Raw genomic sequence first — 15631 nt, forward strand, 5'->3', positions numbered from 1 at the left:
AAATGCTTGCAAGGTGCTGAAACGACGCTTAAAGCGCACCCATGACCCAGCACCAGCGCCTTCTGATCATCGACTTCGGCAGCCAGGTGACGCAGCTGATCGCGCGTCGCCTGCGTGAACTGAACGTCTATTGCGAAATCCATCCGTTCAACACGGTGACCGACGACACGCTGCGCCAGATGGCGCCGCAGGCGGTCATCCTGTCGGGCGGCCCCGCCAGCGTCACGACCGACGGCAGCCCCCGCGCGCCCCAGGCCGTGTTCGACATGGGCGTGCCCGTGTTCGGCATCTGCTATGGCCAGCAGGTGATGATGGAACAGCTGGGCGGCCGGGTCGAGGCCGGGCACCACGCCGAATACGGCCGCGCCTTCATCGCCCCCGCGCCCGGCCACAAATCCGACGGCATCTTTGCCGGCCTGTTCGATCAGGCTGGAAAGAATGGTGGCCGCGAGGAAGTGTGGATGAGCCATGGCGACCGCGTCACCAGCCTTGCGCCGGGCTTCGAGGTCATCGGCACGTCCCCGAATGCGCCGATGGCGATGATCGCGGACGAGGCGCGGCATTTCTATGCCGTTCAGTTCCACCCCGAGGTGCATCACACGCCGAACGGCCGGACCATGCTGGAGAACTTTGTCCGGCTGGCAGGGTTCACCGGCGACTGGACCATGGCCAGCTACAAGGACGAGGCGATCCGCAAGATCCGCGAAACCGTGGGCGACCGCAAGGTCATCTGCGGCCTGTCCGGCGGCGTCGATTCGTCGGTCGCGGCTGTCCTGATCCACGAGGCGATCGGCGACCAGCTGACCTGCGTTTTTGTCGATCACGGGTTGCTGCGGCTGAACGAGGGCGAGGACGTCGTCAAGATGTTCCGCGACAACTATAACATTCCGCTGATCCACGCGAACGAGGCCGACCTGTTTCTGGGATCGCTGGAGGGCGTCAGCGACCCCGAGGTCAAGCGCAAGACCATCGGGCGCCTGTTCATCGACGTGTTCCAGAAATACGCCAGCCAGATCGACGGCGCCGACTTTCTGGCCCAAGGCACGCTGTACCCGGACGTGATCGAGAGCGTCAGCTTTAGCGGCGGACCGTCGGTCACGATCAAGTCGCACCACAACGTCGGCGGCCTGCCCGAAAAGATGGGCCTGAAGCTGGTGGAACCCCTGCGCGAGCTGTTCAAGGACGAGGTCCGCGAACTGGGTCGCGAACTGGGCCTGCCCGCCAGCTTCATCGGTCGCCACCCGTTCCCCGGCCCGGGTCTGGCCATACGCTGTCCCGGAGAGATCACCCGCGAAAAGCTGGAGATCCTGCGCAAGGCCGATGCCGTATTCATCGAGCAGATCCGCAAGCACAACCTGTACGACGAGATCTGGCAGGCCTTTGTGGCGATCCTGCCGGTCCGTACCGTGGGCGTGATGGGTGACGGGCGCACCTATGATTTCGCCTGTGCGTTGCGCGCGGTGACATCGGTCGACGGGATGACGGCGGATTATTATCCCTTTACGCACGAATTCCTGGGCGAGACCGCGACGCGGATCATCAACGAGGTCAAGGGCATCAACCGCTGCACCTATGACATCACGTCGAAACCGCCGGGCACGATCGAATGGGAATGACGCGGCACCGCGTCGCATGACATCGGGGGAACGCGCGGGGCAACCTGCGCGTCCTTGTCGTTCTGGGGGTGTGCAATGCGTGTGATTCTGGTGCTGGGCGACCAGCTGTCACCTGACCTGTCGGCACTGCGTGAGGCGCGGCCCGACGATCTGATCGTCATGGCCGAGGTGATGGCCGAGGCCAGCTATGTCCCCCATCATCCGCAAAAGATCGCGTTCCTTTTCACCGCGATGCGCAAGTTCGCCGAACAGTTGCGGCAGGCCGGTTACCGGGTCGCCTATACGACGCTGGACGATCCCGACAACAGCCAGTCCATCCCCGGAGAGCTGCTGCGCCATGCCGCGGCGCATGGCGCCGAGCGGGTGATCGCCACGCGGTCGGGCGAATGGCGGCTGATCGCCGCGCTGGACGACCTGCCCGTTCCCGTCACGCAATTGCCTGACGCCCGCTTTGTCTGCAGCCAGCCCGAATTCGAGGCCTGGGCCGATGGCCGCAAGGAATTGCGGATGGAGTGGTTCTATCGCGACATGCGCCGCAAGACCGGCCTGTTGATGGAGGGCGACCAGCCGGTCGGCGGCAAGTGGAACTTTGACCACGACAACCGCAAGCCCGCGCAGGCGGACCTGCTGCGCGTGCCCCCGCCCCGGTTCGAACCTGACGCCGTGACCGCAGAGGTTCTGGACCTGGTCGAGACGCGGTTCCCCGACAATTTCGGGCGTCTGCGGCCCTTTGGCTATGCCACCGACCGGGCGGGCGCGCTGCAGGTTCTGGACCATTTCATTGCTCATTCGCTGAACGAATTCGGCCCCTATCAGGACGCGATGCTGCAGGACGATCCGTTTCTGCACCATTCGATCCTGTCGCCCTATATCAACGCGGGGCTGCTGTCGCCGGTGGAGGTCTGCCGGGCCGCCGCCGACGCCCATGCCACGGGCAAGGTCCGCCTGAATTCAGCCGAAGGGTTCATCCGTCAGATCATCGGCTGGCGCGAATACATGCGCGGCATCTATTTTCTGGAAGGCCCCGACTATACCGCGCGTAACGTGCTGGGCCATGACCGCGCCTTGCCGCCGGTCTATTGGGGCGCGCCCACGCAAATGAACTGCATGGCGCAGGCGGTGGGACAGACCCGTGACCACGCCTATGCGCACCACATCCAGCGGCTGATGATCACGGGCAATTTCGCCCTGCTGGCGGGCATCGACCCTGCGCAGGTGCATGAATGGTACCTGGCCGTCTATGTCGACGCCTATGAATGGGTCGAGGCGCCCAATGTCATGGGGATGAGCCAGTTCGCGGATGGCGGCGTGGTCGGGTCCAAGCCCTATGTCAGTTCCGGCAATTACATCGCCAAAATGTCGGATTACTGTCGCGGATGCGCCTACAAGGTGACGCAGAAAACGGGTCCGGGCGCCTGTCCGTTCAACGTGCTTTACTGGGATTTCATGGTGCGCCACCGCGACCGGTTCCAGGCAAACCCGCGGATCAATCGCGCCTATGCAACCTGGGACCGCATGGATGCCGACAAGCGCAAACAGATCCGCGGCGATGCGGCCGCGTTCCTGAGCCGTCTGGATGCGGGCGATCCGGTCTGATCGGCTTGACGCGGGCGCATGCCCCGGCCACGCTGGCGACCGATCATCGAAAGGACCCGCCGATGGATTGCGCTTGCGGCCACACCCACACCGCCGCCCCGGACCTGTCGGGCACGCCCGTTCCCGTGGCGCGCGCGCCCATGGCGCTGCACGGTCACCTGATCTGCCACGACACGGCCCAGATGCTGACCGCGCTGGACCTGCTGGAGGATCATGCCACGGCCAGCCGTGCCGAACCCGGCTGCCTGCGCTTTGACATCGCTCAATCCGACGACCCGATGGTCTGGACCCTGACCGAGGTCTTTGCCGATGAGGACGCCTTCGCGGCGCATCAGGCCCGCACGGCGATGAGCCTCTGGGGCGTGCGCAGCCGCGATCTGGGCCGCGATTTTCACCGTCACCCCGCACAAGTCATGATCCGCCCTGAGGTGCCGTCCGACCATGCCGCGCTGGACGCCCTGCTGACGCTGGTATTCGGCGGGCCGTCCGAGGCCCGCCTGCTGCGCACCTTGCGTACCGATGGTGATCTGTCCCACTCGCTGGTGGCCCATGTCGAGGGCGTACCGGTGGGTCACATCGCGTTGTCGCCGCTGCAGGCGGTCGCGCCCGCATTCGCGCTGGCGCCGCTGGCCGTCCACCCGGCCATGCGGCGGCGTGGCATCGGGCGCGCATTGATCGATGCGGCATTGCGCGCCGCTGGAGCGCCGGTCGTTGTGCTGGGCGATCCCGCGGTCTATGCCGGATCGGGCTTTGTCCCGGCGGACCTGCTGTCGCCCTATGCGGGGCCGGGTCTGCAGATCCACGGCACCCTGCCACCGGGCAGCGTCGTCGCCCATGCTGCGGCCTTTGCGGCCCTCTGACGGCGCGCCCCTTGCGGCGCTGCCCGGCAGAGTCCACATCTGACACCAAGGCATTTTGAAAGGACCCACAATGGCAGGCACCACCGTATTCGACGCAACCGATCCGGCCCGCGCCAAAGGCAATTTCGGCATTCTGCCGGAATGGGACCTGACCGATCTGTACCCTGCCCCCGACAGCCCCGAGCTGACCGCCGACATCGCGCGCATCGAGACGCAGGCACAGGCCTTTGCTGCCGAATACCAGGGCCGGCTGGCCGATCTGACGCCCGCACAGATGCTGGCCGCCGTCGAGGCCTATCAGCAGATCCATATCCTGGCGGGGCGTGTCATGTCCTATATCGGGCTGCGCTATTACCAAAACACCACCGACCCGGTCCGCGCCAAGCAGATGGGCGACCTGCAGGCGCGCATCACCGATCTGACGACGCCGATCATCTTCTTTTCGCTGGAGTTCAACCGCATTCCCGACGCGACCTACGAGGCCGTGTTCACTGCCGCCGACGGGCCCGCGCGGTACAAGCCCGTGTTCGATCGCATGCGCGCCATGCGGCCCCACCAGCTGTCGGACGAACTGGAACAGTTCCTGCATGACACCTCCGTGGTCGGTGCCGCCGCCTGGAACCGCCTGTTCGACGAGACAACCGCCGCCCTGACATTCGATGTCGACGGAGAGACTCTGGGCCTGGAGGCCACGCTGAACCTGCTGACCGACCACGACCGGACCCGCCGCGAGGCAGGTGCGCATGCGCTGGCCAAGGTGTTCACCGCGAATGTCGGGCTGTTCACGCGCATCCACAACACGCTGGCCAAGGAAATGGCCATCGAGGACAAGTGGCGCAAGATGCCCACGCCCCAGCATGGCCGCCACCTATCGAACCATGTCGAACCCGAGGTGGTCGAGGCGCTGCGCAATGCGGTCACCGCCGCCTATCCGCGCCTGTCGCACCGCTATTACGCGCTCAAGGCGAAATGGCTGGGTCTGGACACGCTGCAGGTCTGGGACCGGAACGCGCCTCTGCCCACCGACGCGCCGCGCGTGATAGACTGGCCCGAGGCGCGGGCGACCGTTCTGGACGCCTATGCCGGGTTTTCGCCGGAACTGGCCGAACTGGCCGAACCGTTCTTTGACAGGGGCTGGATCGATGCGGGCGTCAAGCCGGGCAAGGCGCCTGGTGCATTCGCGCACCCGACCGTGTCCACCGCGCATCCCTATATCCTGCTGAATTATCTGGGCAAACCGCGCGACGTGATGACCTTGGCGCATGAACTGGGCCACGGGGTCCACCAGCGTCTGGCCGCGAAGCAGGGAGAGTTGCTGTCATCGACGCCCCTGACGCTGGCGGAAACCGCGTCTGTGTTCGGTGAAATGCTGACCTTCCGCGCGCTGTTGGCCAAGACAACCGATCCGGCGCAGAAAAAGGCCCTGCTGGCCGGCAAGGTCGAGGATATGATCAACACGGTCGTCCGCCAGATCGCGTTCTATGATTTCGAATGTCGCCTGCACGCCGCGCGTGCCGAAGGCGAACTGACCCCCGACGACATCAACGCCCTGTGGATGGAGGTCCAGCACGAAAGCCTGGGCCCGATCTTTGAATACATGCCGGGATACGAGACGTTCTGGACCTATGTCCCGCATTTCGTGCATTCGCCGTTCTACGTCTATGCCTATGCGTTCGGCGACGGGTTGGTGAACGCGCTCTATGCCGCATACGAGGATGGCCTGCCGGACTTTCAGGAGAAATATTTCGATCTGTTGAAGGCTGGAGGGTCCAAGCATCATCGCGAACTGCTGGCACCGTTCGGACTGGACGCGTCCGACCCAGCCTTCTGGGACAAGGGCCTGTCCATGATCGAAGGTCTGATCGACCAGTTGGAAGCGTTGGAGGCATGATGCCGTCTGGCGTCCCCGGCCCGTCGCGCTAGACTGTGCGCAACAGATCGGAGGGGTCATGTGGAAACGGGTGCTGCTGGGGACCGGCGCGGTTCTGGCGATAGGCGTGGCGGGGTTCCTGACCCTTGCCCCGGCCACTGTCGAACGCGGGATGAATCCTGTCACCATGCCGCCCGACGGCTGGCCGGTCACGCCGCAGGCGCAGGCGCTGCATGACCGGCTGGTGATCGGCGACTGGCATTCTGACGCGCTGCTGTGGGACCGCGATCTGCTGGACCGTGTCGATCGCGGCCATACCGATGTGCCACGTCTGCTGGATGGCAACATGGCGGTGCAGGTCTTTACCACGGTCACCAAAAGCCCGCGCGGCCAGAACTATGATCATAACGCGTCCAGCGCGGGCGACAACATCACGCCTCTGTTCATCGGCCAACTGCGCCCGCCGCGCAGCTGGTTTTCGTTGCGCGAACGGGCGCTGGTACAGGCGCAGGCGCTGCGGGACACCGCCGACCGCGCGCCTGACCGGCTGCGGATCATCCGCAGCCGTGCCGACCTGACCGACCACCTTGCGCAGCGGCAGGCGGGCGCATCGGTGCTGGGCGCGGTGCTGGGGTCCGAAGGCGGTCATCCGCTGGAGGGGGATCTGGCCAATCTGGACGTTCTGTACGACGCCGGGTTCCGGCTGATTGGGCTGACGCATTTCTTTGACAACGAACTGGGCGGCAGCCTGCACGGCGAAGGCGGCACCGGCGCGGGTCTGTCCGATTTCGGGCGTCAGGTCGCCGACGCGATGATTGCCCGCGGCATGATCATCGACGTGACCCATGCCAGCCCGCAGATGGTGCGCGACGTGCTGGCCATTCCCGACGCGCGTCCGGTGCTGTCCCATACCGGGATCACGCGCCATTGCCCCAGCCCCCGCAACCTGCCCGACGATCTGGTTGCGCAGATCGCGCAGGCGGGCGGTATCGTGGGCGTCGGATTCTGGTCGGATGTCGTCTGCGGATCGACCCCCGCCGACGTGGCGCAGGCCATCGCCGCCGCAATTGCGGTTGCTGGAGAGGACCATGTCTCGCTCGGCTCGGACTGGGACGGGTCGGTCGACACGCCGTTCGACGCCGCACACCTGCCCGCGCTGACGCAGGCGCTGCTTGACGAGGGCCTGTCCGAGGCGCAGATCGCCAAGGTCATGGGTGGCAACATGATGGCCTATCTGGCAGAAACCCTGCCGGACAATTAAAGAGGATCCGATGAAACGCACGACCTTGCTGCACGCTGAACTGTCCGGGCTGATCGCCGCGTTCGGACATGGCGACATGCTGGTGATCGGCGACGCCGGGCTGCCCGTGCCCCCCGGTGTCCGGGTCATCGACCTGGCCTTGACCCGCGGCATTCCAGGCGTCTTTGACGTGCTGGACGCCGTGCTGGCCGAACTGGTGGTCGAACGATCCACCATGGCATCCGAAGCAGATACCAGCCTGCAGGCACAATTCGCGGAACGCGACATCGGGCCGCTCACCCTCGAGTCACATGACGCCTTCAAGCAGTCATCCCGGCAGGCCCGCGCGATCGTGCGCACAGGAGAGTGCACTCCCTATGCGAACATCGCACTTTATGCGGGCGTGGCGTTTTAGGCGGAACCGATGCATCCGAATTGCGTTGCAAACCCAGATGCTTATCCACAAGGAGAATGAGCGATGCAGAAAAAGATCCTGGGCCTGAGCGCCGTCCTGGCCATGATGACGCTGGCAGCCTGCGAAACCGTGCAAGGCGCGGGCCGCGACATTTCGACCGCAGGCGCCGTCGTTCAACAGGAAAGCGCGCAGGTCCAATCCGGCATGTGATCCCGTTCGACCATCCGACCATGACAGCCCCCCGCAGTTTACTGCCGGGGGGCTTTCTTGTGATACGATCAAAGGACAAAGTTGGAACCAGATGCCGGATCAGGCCGTTTTGGCGGACCAGTCCAAAATAATGAGGCCGTTCATGCGGATCATGTTGATGGCGCTGTTGGCGCTGCCGTTACCCGCCCACGCATTCACCGCCCGAAATGGGATGGAAGCCAAACAAGTCAATGCGACCGACATCGCAGTGGAGTTCGAATCAGGTCGTGCCGGGACCGATTATTGGTGCGCTGCAGGCGATCTGGCACAGAGAGAGATGAATCAACCCGTCGGCACGCGGATCTGGCGGGCCAGTCCCGCACCCCGTGATGCCGGACGGGGCATCTTGTTCACATTGGACCCCGCCCGACAGGCCGAGGGTTCTGGCCTGTCGCAGTTCGGCTCGGGTGAGCAGGACGGCGCGATCTCGTTAGGCCACGCTGTTGCCAGCTACTGTCAGTCCGTCGTCCCGCTGTTCGACGACTAACCGTCAGTTGTCCATCTTCAGTGCCTGGATAAAGGCCGTCTGCGGAATCTCGACCTTGCCGAACTGACGCATCTTCTTTTTGCCGGCCTTTTGCTTCTCCAGCAGCTTCTTTTTGCGCGTAGCGTCGCCGCCATAGCATTTGGCGGTGACATCCTTGCGCATCGCGGACAATGTCTCGCGTGCGATGACACGGGCACCGATTGCGGCTTGGATCGGAATCTTGAACATGTGCCGCGGGATCAGATCCTTGAGCTTTTCGACCATCGCGCGGCCGCGGCTTTCGGCACGGTCACGATGGACCATGATAGACAGCGCATCCACCGGTTCATCGTTCACAAGGATCGACATCTTGACCAAAAAATCCTCGCGATATTCGCTGATCTGATAGTCAAAACTGGCATAGCCTTTCGTGACCGACTTCAACCGGTCATAGAAATCGAACACGACCTCTGCCAGCGGCAGGTCATAGACAACCATCGCCCGCGCACCGGCATAGGTCAGGTCCAGCTGAATGCCACGGCGGTCCTGACACAGCTTCAGCACGTCGCCCAAATATTCATCCGGCACCATGATCGTGGCCTTGATGCGCGGCTCCTCGATATGGTCGACATGGGTCAGGTCAGGCATGTCGGCGGGGTTGTGCAACTCGCGCACCTCTCCGTCACGCATATGCAGCTTGAAGACCACAGACGGTGCGGTGGTGATCAGGTCCAGATCGTATTCGCGTTCCAGACGATCGCGGATGACCTCCAGATGCAGCAGCCCCAGGAACCCGCAGCGGAAGCCAAAGCCCAATGCAGCCGACGTCTCCATCTCATAGCTGAAGCTGGCGTCGTTCAGCGCCAGCTTTTCGATGGCGTCACGCAAGGGTTCAAAATCGTTCGCGTCTACAGGGAACAGACCACAGAACACGACCGGCTGTGCGGGTTTGAAACCCGGCAGCGCCTTTGTGCAGGGCCTGCGTTCATGGGTGATCGTGTCGCCCACGCGCGTGTCACGGACCTGCTTGATCGATCCGGTGAAAACGCCGATCTCTCCCGGCCCAAGCTCGGCGATATCAACCATCTGCGGAGTCAGCACGGCCAGTTTGTCGATGCGGTGGCTGGCGCCCGTCTGCATCATCTTGATCTGGTCACCCTTGCGGATCACCCCGTCCATCACGCGGATCATCACGACCACGCCCAGATAGGCGTCGTACCAGCTGTCGACCAGCATCGCCTTCAGCGGCGCGTCGCGATCGCCCTTGGGCGCCGGCAGCCGTGTGACGATGGCCTCCAGCACTTCGGGAATGCCCAGACCGGTTTTTGCGGAAATCGGGATTGCGTCCTGGGCGTCGATGCCGATGACTTCCTCGATGTTCTCCTTGACGCGCTCGGGCTCGGCTGCGGGCAGGTCGATCTTGTTCAGGACCGGCACGATCTCATGGCCCGCGTCGATGGCCTGATAGACGTTGGCCAGCGTCTGTGCCTCGACCCCCTGGCTGGCATCCACCACCAGCAGCGACCCCTCGACCGCGCGCATGGATCGGCTGACCTCATAGGCAAAGTCCACGTGGCCGGGCGTATCGATCAGGTTCAGGACATAGGTCCGACCGTCCTTGGCGGGATAACTGATCCGCACCGTGTTGGCCTTGATGGTGATCCCGCGCTCGCGCTCGATATCCATGCTGTCCAGCATCTGGGCCTTCATGTCGCGATCGGCGACAGTGCCCGTGGACTGGATCAGCCGGTCGGCCAATGTGGATTTCCCGTGGTCGATATGCGCCACGATCGAAAAATTGCGGATGAGATCAAGGTCGGTCATGGCCGGGCTATACAGCCCCGCAAAGGCCGCGAAAAGAGGGTATCGCGGCCCTGCGCTATTTGGTGTCAGGGCGCGGCAGGCAGATCTGCCGCTGCCAGCATCAGCCGTGCGACCTCGGCCGATGAGGCGGGGTTCTGGCCGGTGACCAGCTTGCCGTCAGCGACCGCAAATGGCTGCCAATCGGGACCCTTCTGGTGCTTGCCGCCCCGGGCCTTCAGTTCGTCCTCCAACAGGAACGGCACGACGTCGGACAGGCCGACCGCATCTTCCTCGCTGTTGGTAAATCCCGCCACGCGACGGCCGTGAACCAACGGATTGCCCGATGACAGCTTTGCGGACAGCAGGCCAGCGGGTCCGTGGCAGACGGCGCCGACCACCGCACCCTTGTCAAATGCCGCGCCCAGCAGATCACCCAAGGCCTTTGACGCCGGCAGGTCCCACATGGTGCCATGACCGCCGGGCAGGTAGACGATGTCGCAGCCTGATACCTCGACATCATCGACCTTGGTTGTGTTCTCCAGCTTGTTCATGATCGCGTCGTCGGCCAACAAACGCCGGACGTCGTCGGTCACTGCGTCACCCTCGGCCGAGGAAGGGTCCGCAGGGGGCTTGCCTCCCTGAATGCTGGCCAATTCGATCTGCCACCCTGCGTCGGACAGGATCCAATAGGGGGCGGCCAGTTCCTCCCAGTAAAAACCGGTCGGTTTTCCGGTATCACCAAGTTTGTCATGCGAGGTCAGAATAAACAGCGCCTTGGGCATGGGAAGCCTCCTTGAAAGATGCGTCGCTCGCAATGATGCCGGGATGGCACGATGGCGTTCGGCAGCCCAATGTTTCCCGACGTTGCGAGGTTCCCCCTTGCGATGTCGCACCGGCGCGATCCAACAGGATCGCGCGGCCGCCAAGGCCCCTCGATGGGGCTGCGGCGGCCCCGCCCGCCAAAGCCACCCGAGGGCTGGCGTTCAGCCCGGGCCGGGGCGGATCAGGCTGTCGATGGGGCGCCGCCGACGCAGCCCAGCCTCGCGCCACATCGCGTAGCCGCCTGCCAACGCAATCAGCGCCGCGCCTGCCAGCGTGGCCGCATCTGGCCGTTCGCCAAAGATTACGGCCGCCACAACCAGTGCAAAGGCCAGCCGAGTATAACGGAACGGCGCGACCACCGACGCCTCGCCCAGGCGCGAGGCCGCGACCAGCGTGCCGTACCCCACCACGCCGAACACCACCGTCCCCGCCAGCAGGGCAACGTCGACCGCGCCCGGCATCACCGGCGCGGGTCCCGCCAGCATGCCCAACACCAGCCCCGCAGGAATCATCGCGCCATACGCAGACGCCGACAGCTGGTCCGACGCCACCCCTGCCGGGATGCGCCGCGTGGCCAGATCGCGCAGCGTCAGCCCCGCAACCCCCGCCACCGCCCACAGCATCGCGGGCTGGAACGCCGCCGTTCCCGGCCGCAGGATCAACAGCACCCCCACGAACCCCACGGCCACCGAAAGCCACCGCCGCCAGCCGACCTGCTCACCCAGAAACAGCGCCGCCCCCAGCACCAGCGTCAGCGGCAGCACCTGCAGAATCGCGGATGTGACCGCCAGATCGCCGACCGCCAGCGCCGTGACCAGGCAGACGGCGCCCACGACTTCTCCGACGTTGCGCAACAGCGCCATCGGGTGGAACAGGTCGCGCGTCCACAGATGCCCGCCCCGCCGCGCCAGCCGCACCCAGAAGACCGCGCCCGCGATCACCCCGACCGTGGCCAGCAATTGCCACACCGGCATCGTCCGGGTCAGCACCTTGAGAAACGCGTCTTCGATGGCGAACATCGCCATTGATGCCGACATGAACAGTGCGGCGCGCCCATTGTCGGTCATGCAGCACTCTCCAGCCGTGCGATCAGCGCAGGCAGCCCGCCCATATCGGTCAGCTGATGCAGGCGTGGATGGTCGGGGGCGTCGGCGTGTTCATGGCTCCACGTCAGGTCGTGGGGGATGAACACCCCCGTCCCGCCCAGCTCCAGCACCGGGATCACGTCGCTGCGCATGGAGTTGCCGACCATCAGGAACCGTTCTGGTTCGACCCCCTGCCCCATCAGGACGCGCGCATAGGATTCGGGCGTCTTGTCGGCCAGGATCCGCACTGCGGCGAATCGCTCCGCTAGACCGGACGCAGCGATCTTGCGTTCCTGATCCATCAGGTCGCCCTTGGTGATCAGAATCATTTGCCGCCCGTCCAGCGCATCCAAAGCCTGCTCCACCCCCGGCAGCAACGTCACGGGATGCGCCAGCATCTCGGCGCCCAGATCCAGGATACGGGCGATCTGGCGGCCCTCGATGCGCCCGTCGGTCAGCTCGATCGCGGTCTGGACCATCGACAGCATGAATCCCTTGATGCCATAGCCATAGCGCGCCAGGTTCGCGCTTTCCGTGTCGTACAGCCGGGCGGCAATGGACGCGGCATCGCCATGATCGGCCAGCATCGCGCAGAATTCGGTTTCAGTAACGCGAAAGAACGTCTCGTTCTCCCACAGCGTGTCGTCGGCATCCAGCCCGATGGCGTCAAACAGGGTCATGTCATCCTCTTGCGGTCGGCGCCGCGCTGTTTCAGGATCGCACGACCCCACAACCAAGGATCGCCCGATGATCTATTCCGTCCCCGACATGAGCTGCGGTCACTGCAAGGCCGCCATCGAGGCAGCCGTTGCCAAGGTCGGCGGCAGCGCGACCATTGATCTGCCCGAAAAGCGCGTCACCGTCGAGGGGTTGGACCCGGCAACCGCCCTATCAACCCTGATCGGCGCAGGGTTCACCGCACAGCCGATTGCCGCCGCGTGATACGAAACGCCGCCCTCACCACGATTGAGCGGCGGCCCGCTTGGTGCTAAGGTCCACAGATCGGCCAAGGCACACAAGAACCGATGAACCGGCGTGCGGCCGAAACAGGCACATCGAGGAGACAGTCCCATGCTGAACCGTTTTGTGATCGCGGCCGCCACGGTCGTCATGACCACGCCTTTGGCCATGGCCGGCCCCATTGACAGCGCCTGCGTGCGATCCGACAGGGCGCGCGGCAACGCACCGCTGTGCGGCTGCATCCAGCAGGTCGCCAACCAGACCCTGTCCCGGTCCGATCAGCGGCAGGCCGCGCAGTTCTTTCGCGACCCGCACCGCGCGCAGGAAGTCCGTACGTCGAAAAGCAATTCCGACAACGCCTTCTGGGCGCGCTATCGGAATTTTGCCACGCAGTCCGAAAGGCTGTGTCGCTGATCCGACCGGGGATCGGCCGACAAGGTCAGCCGATGCAGGCCAGGATTTCGTCCGTCAAGGACGCCATCTCGGCCATCGCCGGTCCTTTGGGTCGCTCGATCGCGCCCATCCCCATCCCCAGGCTTTCAGCATAGACGACGCGGTTCGCGACCTGCGTAACAGCCACCTGAGCGCCCAGTTCGGTGGCTTTCTGCGCAACCTCCACTGACAGGCGGGTATTGGGGCGGGCGCGGTTCAGAACGACCAGCACCTTGGCCTTGTCGCGTCGGGCCAGGTCCAGCACGCCCTCGGTTGCCCAGAGGTCGACATGGCTGGTCGCCACAGGCACCACGACCAGATCGGCCACGCGCAATGCGGGGCGCAGATCGCTGTCGATTTTGGGCGGGGTGTCGATGATCACATAATCGAACCGACGTTTCAGCTTCTCTGACTCGTAGCTGGCCCCCCACGCAGACGAGGTTGAGAAATCCAGCGCCTCGTCCTCGCCCATCGCGGACATGCGTTCCATGAACCAACGGCCCATGCTGCCCTGCGGATCGGTGTCGACCAGCGCCACCGAATGGCCCTGTGCATGCAGGCAAACGGCCAGATTGACGGCCAGCGTGGTTTTGCCCGATCCGCCCTTTTGCTGCGCCACCGTGATGATCCGACCCGACATGCGCTATTCCCCCGTTTGTCCCAGCCTATGCAGCGGCGGCAACGATTGCACCAAGTTTCTGCACATGCAGCATCAGGGATGCACCGACTGAACCTCGTACATCACGGGTTCGAATGACTTGCACATACCGTGGATCTCCCGGTTCCGTCGACGCATCTCGGGGTCGCGCAGCATCGCTTGGTAGTCGCGACGGTCGCGCCACTGCGAATAGGTGGCAATGCGGGTCTGCGCATCGTTCAGATGGATCGCGCCCCCCAGACACCCGGGCCGCGCGCTGATGACCTGGGACCAGGCCTCGGTCAGCAGATCCAGCACGTCATGGGCGGTGCCAGGGGTCACTTCGAACGTGGTGATCACGGTTTGGCCGTCGAAATCGGGGGCGATGTGGGGCATGGGCTGGCCTTTCATGGGCTTGGTCCTGTGATCAGGGTACTCGCAACGCCACTTGGCGCAAAGCGGCATTGCAGGGCAGTGCGTGATGTGCATCCTGACCGGACCAGACAGTAAGGACCCGACATGAACCCGGTATTCGATGGCCACAACGATTTCCTGCAGCGCGTCGTGGCGGCCGGTGCAGATGCGGACCAACTTTGGCTGCATGGCGATGGCAACGGCCATCTTGACCTGCCCCGCATGCGGGCGGGGGGCATGGTCGGCGGTTTCTTTGCGATCTGGGTTCCGACCCCGGCTGTCCTGGGCGACGACCACGCCATGGACGCGATGGAGAATCCGCCCTTCGAACTGCCCCTGCCGCAACAAATTGCGTCGGACGTCGCGCTGCCGCAGGCCTTTGCCCAAGCAGCGGCCTTGATGGCGCTGGAGCGCACGGGAACACTCGACATCGTGCGCGACGCTGCCGGCCTGCGCAGCACGATCTCGGCAGGGCGCATTGCAGCCATCATGCACATGGAGGGGGCCGAGGCGGTCCGCGATCGTGATGCGCTGCACCTGTGGCACGCGGCCGGCCTGCGCTCGCTTGGCCCGGTGTGGTCGCGTCCCACCCAGTTCGGAGAGGGCGTGCCCTTTGCCTTTCCCGCCAGCCCCGACATGGGCGGACCGCTGACCCCGGAGGGGCATGCGCTGGTCGTGGAATGCAACGCCCTTGGCATCATGCTGGATCTGTCGCACCTGAACCAGGCCGGGTTCGACGATGTCGCCCGCTTGTCCGACGCCCCTCTGGTCGCCAGTCACAGCGCGGTCCACGCGATCAGCCAAAGCAGCCGCAACCTGACCGACCGACAGCTGCACCAGATCGCAGACAGCGGTGGATTGGTCGGACTGAACTTTGCCTCCAGCTTTCTTCGGTCAGATGGGCGGCGGCAGCCATTGCAGGACCTGGGGGTGATGATTCGCCACTTGGATCATCTGCTGGAGATACTGGGGCCGGACGGCGTGGCACTTGGGTCCGATTTCGACGGCGCATTGATGCCGCAAGACCTGCCAGATGCAGCAGCCCTGCCCGCACTGATAAACGCGATGACGGCGGCGCAATACGGTGACGACCTCATCCGCAAGATCGCCTGTGACAATTGGATCGGTCTGTTGGAGCGGACGTGGCGCTAGGGGTCCGGCCCGGA

17 protein-coding genes are annotated in these 15631 nt (G+C 64.5%); 11 read left to right on the forward strand and 6 right to left on the reverse strand.

Annotated elements, in window-relative coordinates; genetic code table 11:
• The first annotated feature begins 41 nt into the window (after positions 1-41).
• The 8 genes from guaA to ACJJVR_RS15290 all read left to right on the forward strand — a co-directional run bounded on the left by guaA (position 42) and on the right by ACJJVR_RS15290 (position 8333).
• Positions 42-1616 carry a glutamine-hydrolyzing GMP synthase gene (gene guaA, locus ACJJVR_RS15255; RefSeq protein WP_405405821.1) on the forward strand — a complete coding sequence of 525 codons (1575 nt, stop codon included), beginning with the start codon at positions 42-44 and terminating at the stop codon, positions 1614-1616.
• Between the two features lie 75 nt (positions 1617-1691).
• Positions 1692-3212, forward strand: a complete 1521-nt coding sequence (locus ACJJVR_RS15260) for a cryptochrome/photolyase family protein (protein ID WP_405405823.1) — start codon at positions 1692-1694, stop codon at positions 3210-3212.
• 62 nt (positions 3213-3274) lie between these two features.
• Entirely contained in the window at positions 3275-4072 is a 798-nt protein-coding gene (locus tag ACJJVR_RS15265; protein ID WP_405405825.1) for a GNAT family N-acetyltransferase, read from the forward strand.
• Between the two features lie 70 nt (positions 4073-4142).
• The gene (locus ACJJVR_RS15270) at positions 4143-5963 is read left to right on the forward strand and encodes a M3 family oligoendopeptidase (RefSeq protein ID WP_405405826.1); all 1821 of its coding nucleotides are present in this window, start codon (positions 4143-4145) and stop codon (positions 5961-5963) included.
• Positions 5964-6021: 58 nt separating this feature from the next.
• Complete coding sequence (locus tag ACJJVR_RS15275) at positions 6022-7203, forward strand: dipeptidase (RefSeq protein ID WP_405405827.1); 1182 nt, start codon at positions 6022-6024, stop codon at positions 7201-7203.
• 10 nt (positions 7204-7213) lie between these two features.
• A complete protein-coding gene (rbsD, locus tag ACJJVR_RS15280) occupies positions 7214-7597 on the forward strand; it encodes a D-ribose pyranase (protein WP_405405829.1) in 384 nt (127 codons plus the stop codon).
• Between the two features lie 63 nt (positions 7598-7660).
• Entirely contained in the window at positions 7661-7807 is a 147-nt protein-coding gene (locus ACJJVR_RS15285) for an entericidin A/B family lipoprotein (RefSeq protein WP_081995167.1), read from the forward strand.
• A gap of 142 nt (positions 7808-7949) precedes the next feature.
• The gene (locus ACJJVR_RS15290; RefSeq protein WP_405405831.1) at positions 7950-8333 is read left to right on the forward strand and encodes a hypothetical protein; all 384 of its coding nucleotides are present in this window, start codon (positions 7950-7952) and stop codon (positions 8331-8333) included.
• Between the two features lie 3 nt (positions 8334-8336).
• Here ACJJVR_RS15290 and lepA read toward each other — a convergent pair whose 3' ends face one another.
• The 4 genes from lepA to ACJJVR_RS15310 all read right to left on the reverse strand — a co-directional run bounded on the left by lepA (position 8337) and on the right by ACJJVR_RS15310 (position 12702).
• On the reverse strand, positions 8337-10136 hold the full coding sequence (gene lepA / locus ACJJVR_RS15295) for a translation elongation factor 4 (protein WP_405405833.1): 1800 nt from the start codon (positions 10134-10136) through the stop codon (positions 8337-8339).
• 65 nt (positions 10137-10201) lie between these two features.
• Positions 10202-10897, reverse strand: a complete 696-nt coding sequence (locus tag ACJJVR_RS15300) for a type 1 glutamine amidotransferase domain-containing protein (protein WP_405405835.1) — start codon at positions 10895-10897, stop codon at positions 10202-10204.
• A gap of 201 nt (positions 10898-11098) precedes the next feature.
• Positions 11099-12004, reverse strand: coding sequence for a DMT family transporter (locus tag ACJJVR_RS15305; RefSeq protein WP_405405836.1), 906 nt, complete (start codon positions 12002-12004; stop codon positions 11099-11101).
• Positions 12001-12702, reverse strand: coding sequence for an HAD family hydrolase (locus ACJJVR_RS15310; protein ID WP_405405837.1), 702 nt, complete (start codon positions 12700-12702; stop codon positions 12001-12003). Before ACJJVR_RS15310 ends, ACJJVR_RS15305 begins: the two co-directional genes overlap by 4 nt.
• A gap of 67 nt (positions 12703-12769) precedes the next feature.
• Between ACJJVR_RS15310 and ACJJVR_RS15315 the strand changes: the two genes are divergently transcribed.
• A complete protein-coding gene (locus tag ACJJVR_RS15315; RefSeq protein ID WP_405405839.1) occupies positions 12770-12964 on the forward strand; it encodes a heavy-metal-associated domain-containing protein in 195 nt (64 codons plus the stop codon).
• A 129-nt stretch (positions 12965-13093) separates the two neighbouring features.
• Positions 13094-13396: a hypothetical protein gene (locus ACJJVR_RS15320; protein ID WP_405405841.1), complete on the forward strand. Its 303-nt coding sequence runs from the start codon at positions 13094-13096 to the stop codon at positions 13394-13396.
• 25 nt (positions 13397-13421) lie between these two features.
• Here the strand turns inward: ACJJVR_RS15320 and parA are convergent, their stop codons facing one another.
• Together parA and ACJJVR_RS15330 are read right to left on the reverse strand one after the other, a co-directional pair.
• Positions 13422-14054, reverse strand: a complete 633-nt coding sequence (gene parA / locus ACJJVR_RS15325; protein WP_405405842.1) for a ParA family partition ATPase — start codon at positions 14052-14054, stop codon at positions 13422-13424.
• Between the two features lie 72 nt (positions 14055-14126).
• Positions 14127-14447 carry an antibiotic biosynthesis monooxygenase family protein gene (locus tag ACJJVR_RS15330; protein ID WP_405406468.1) on the reverse strand — a complete coding sequence of 107 codons (321 nt, stop codon included), beginning with the start codon at positions 14445-14447 and terminating at the stop codon, positions 14127-14129.
• Between the two features lie 123 nt (positions 14448-14570).
• Here ACJJVR_RS15330 and ACJJVR_RS15335 point away from each other — a divergent pair, with 123 nt between their 5' ends.
• A complete protein-coding gene (locus ACJJVR_RS15335) occupies positions 14571-15617 on the forward strand; it encodes a dipeptidase (RefSeq protein ID WP_405405843.1) in 1047 nt (348 codons plus the stop codon).
• Positions 15618-15631 lie beyond the last annotated feature (14 nt).

Origin of the sequence: Paracoccus sp. Ld10, assembly GCF_045064235.1 — a bacterium.
Taxonomy (GTDB): domain Bacteria; phylum Pseudomonadota; class Alphaproteobacteria; order Rhodobacterales; family Rhodobacteraceae; genus Paracoccus.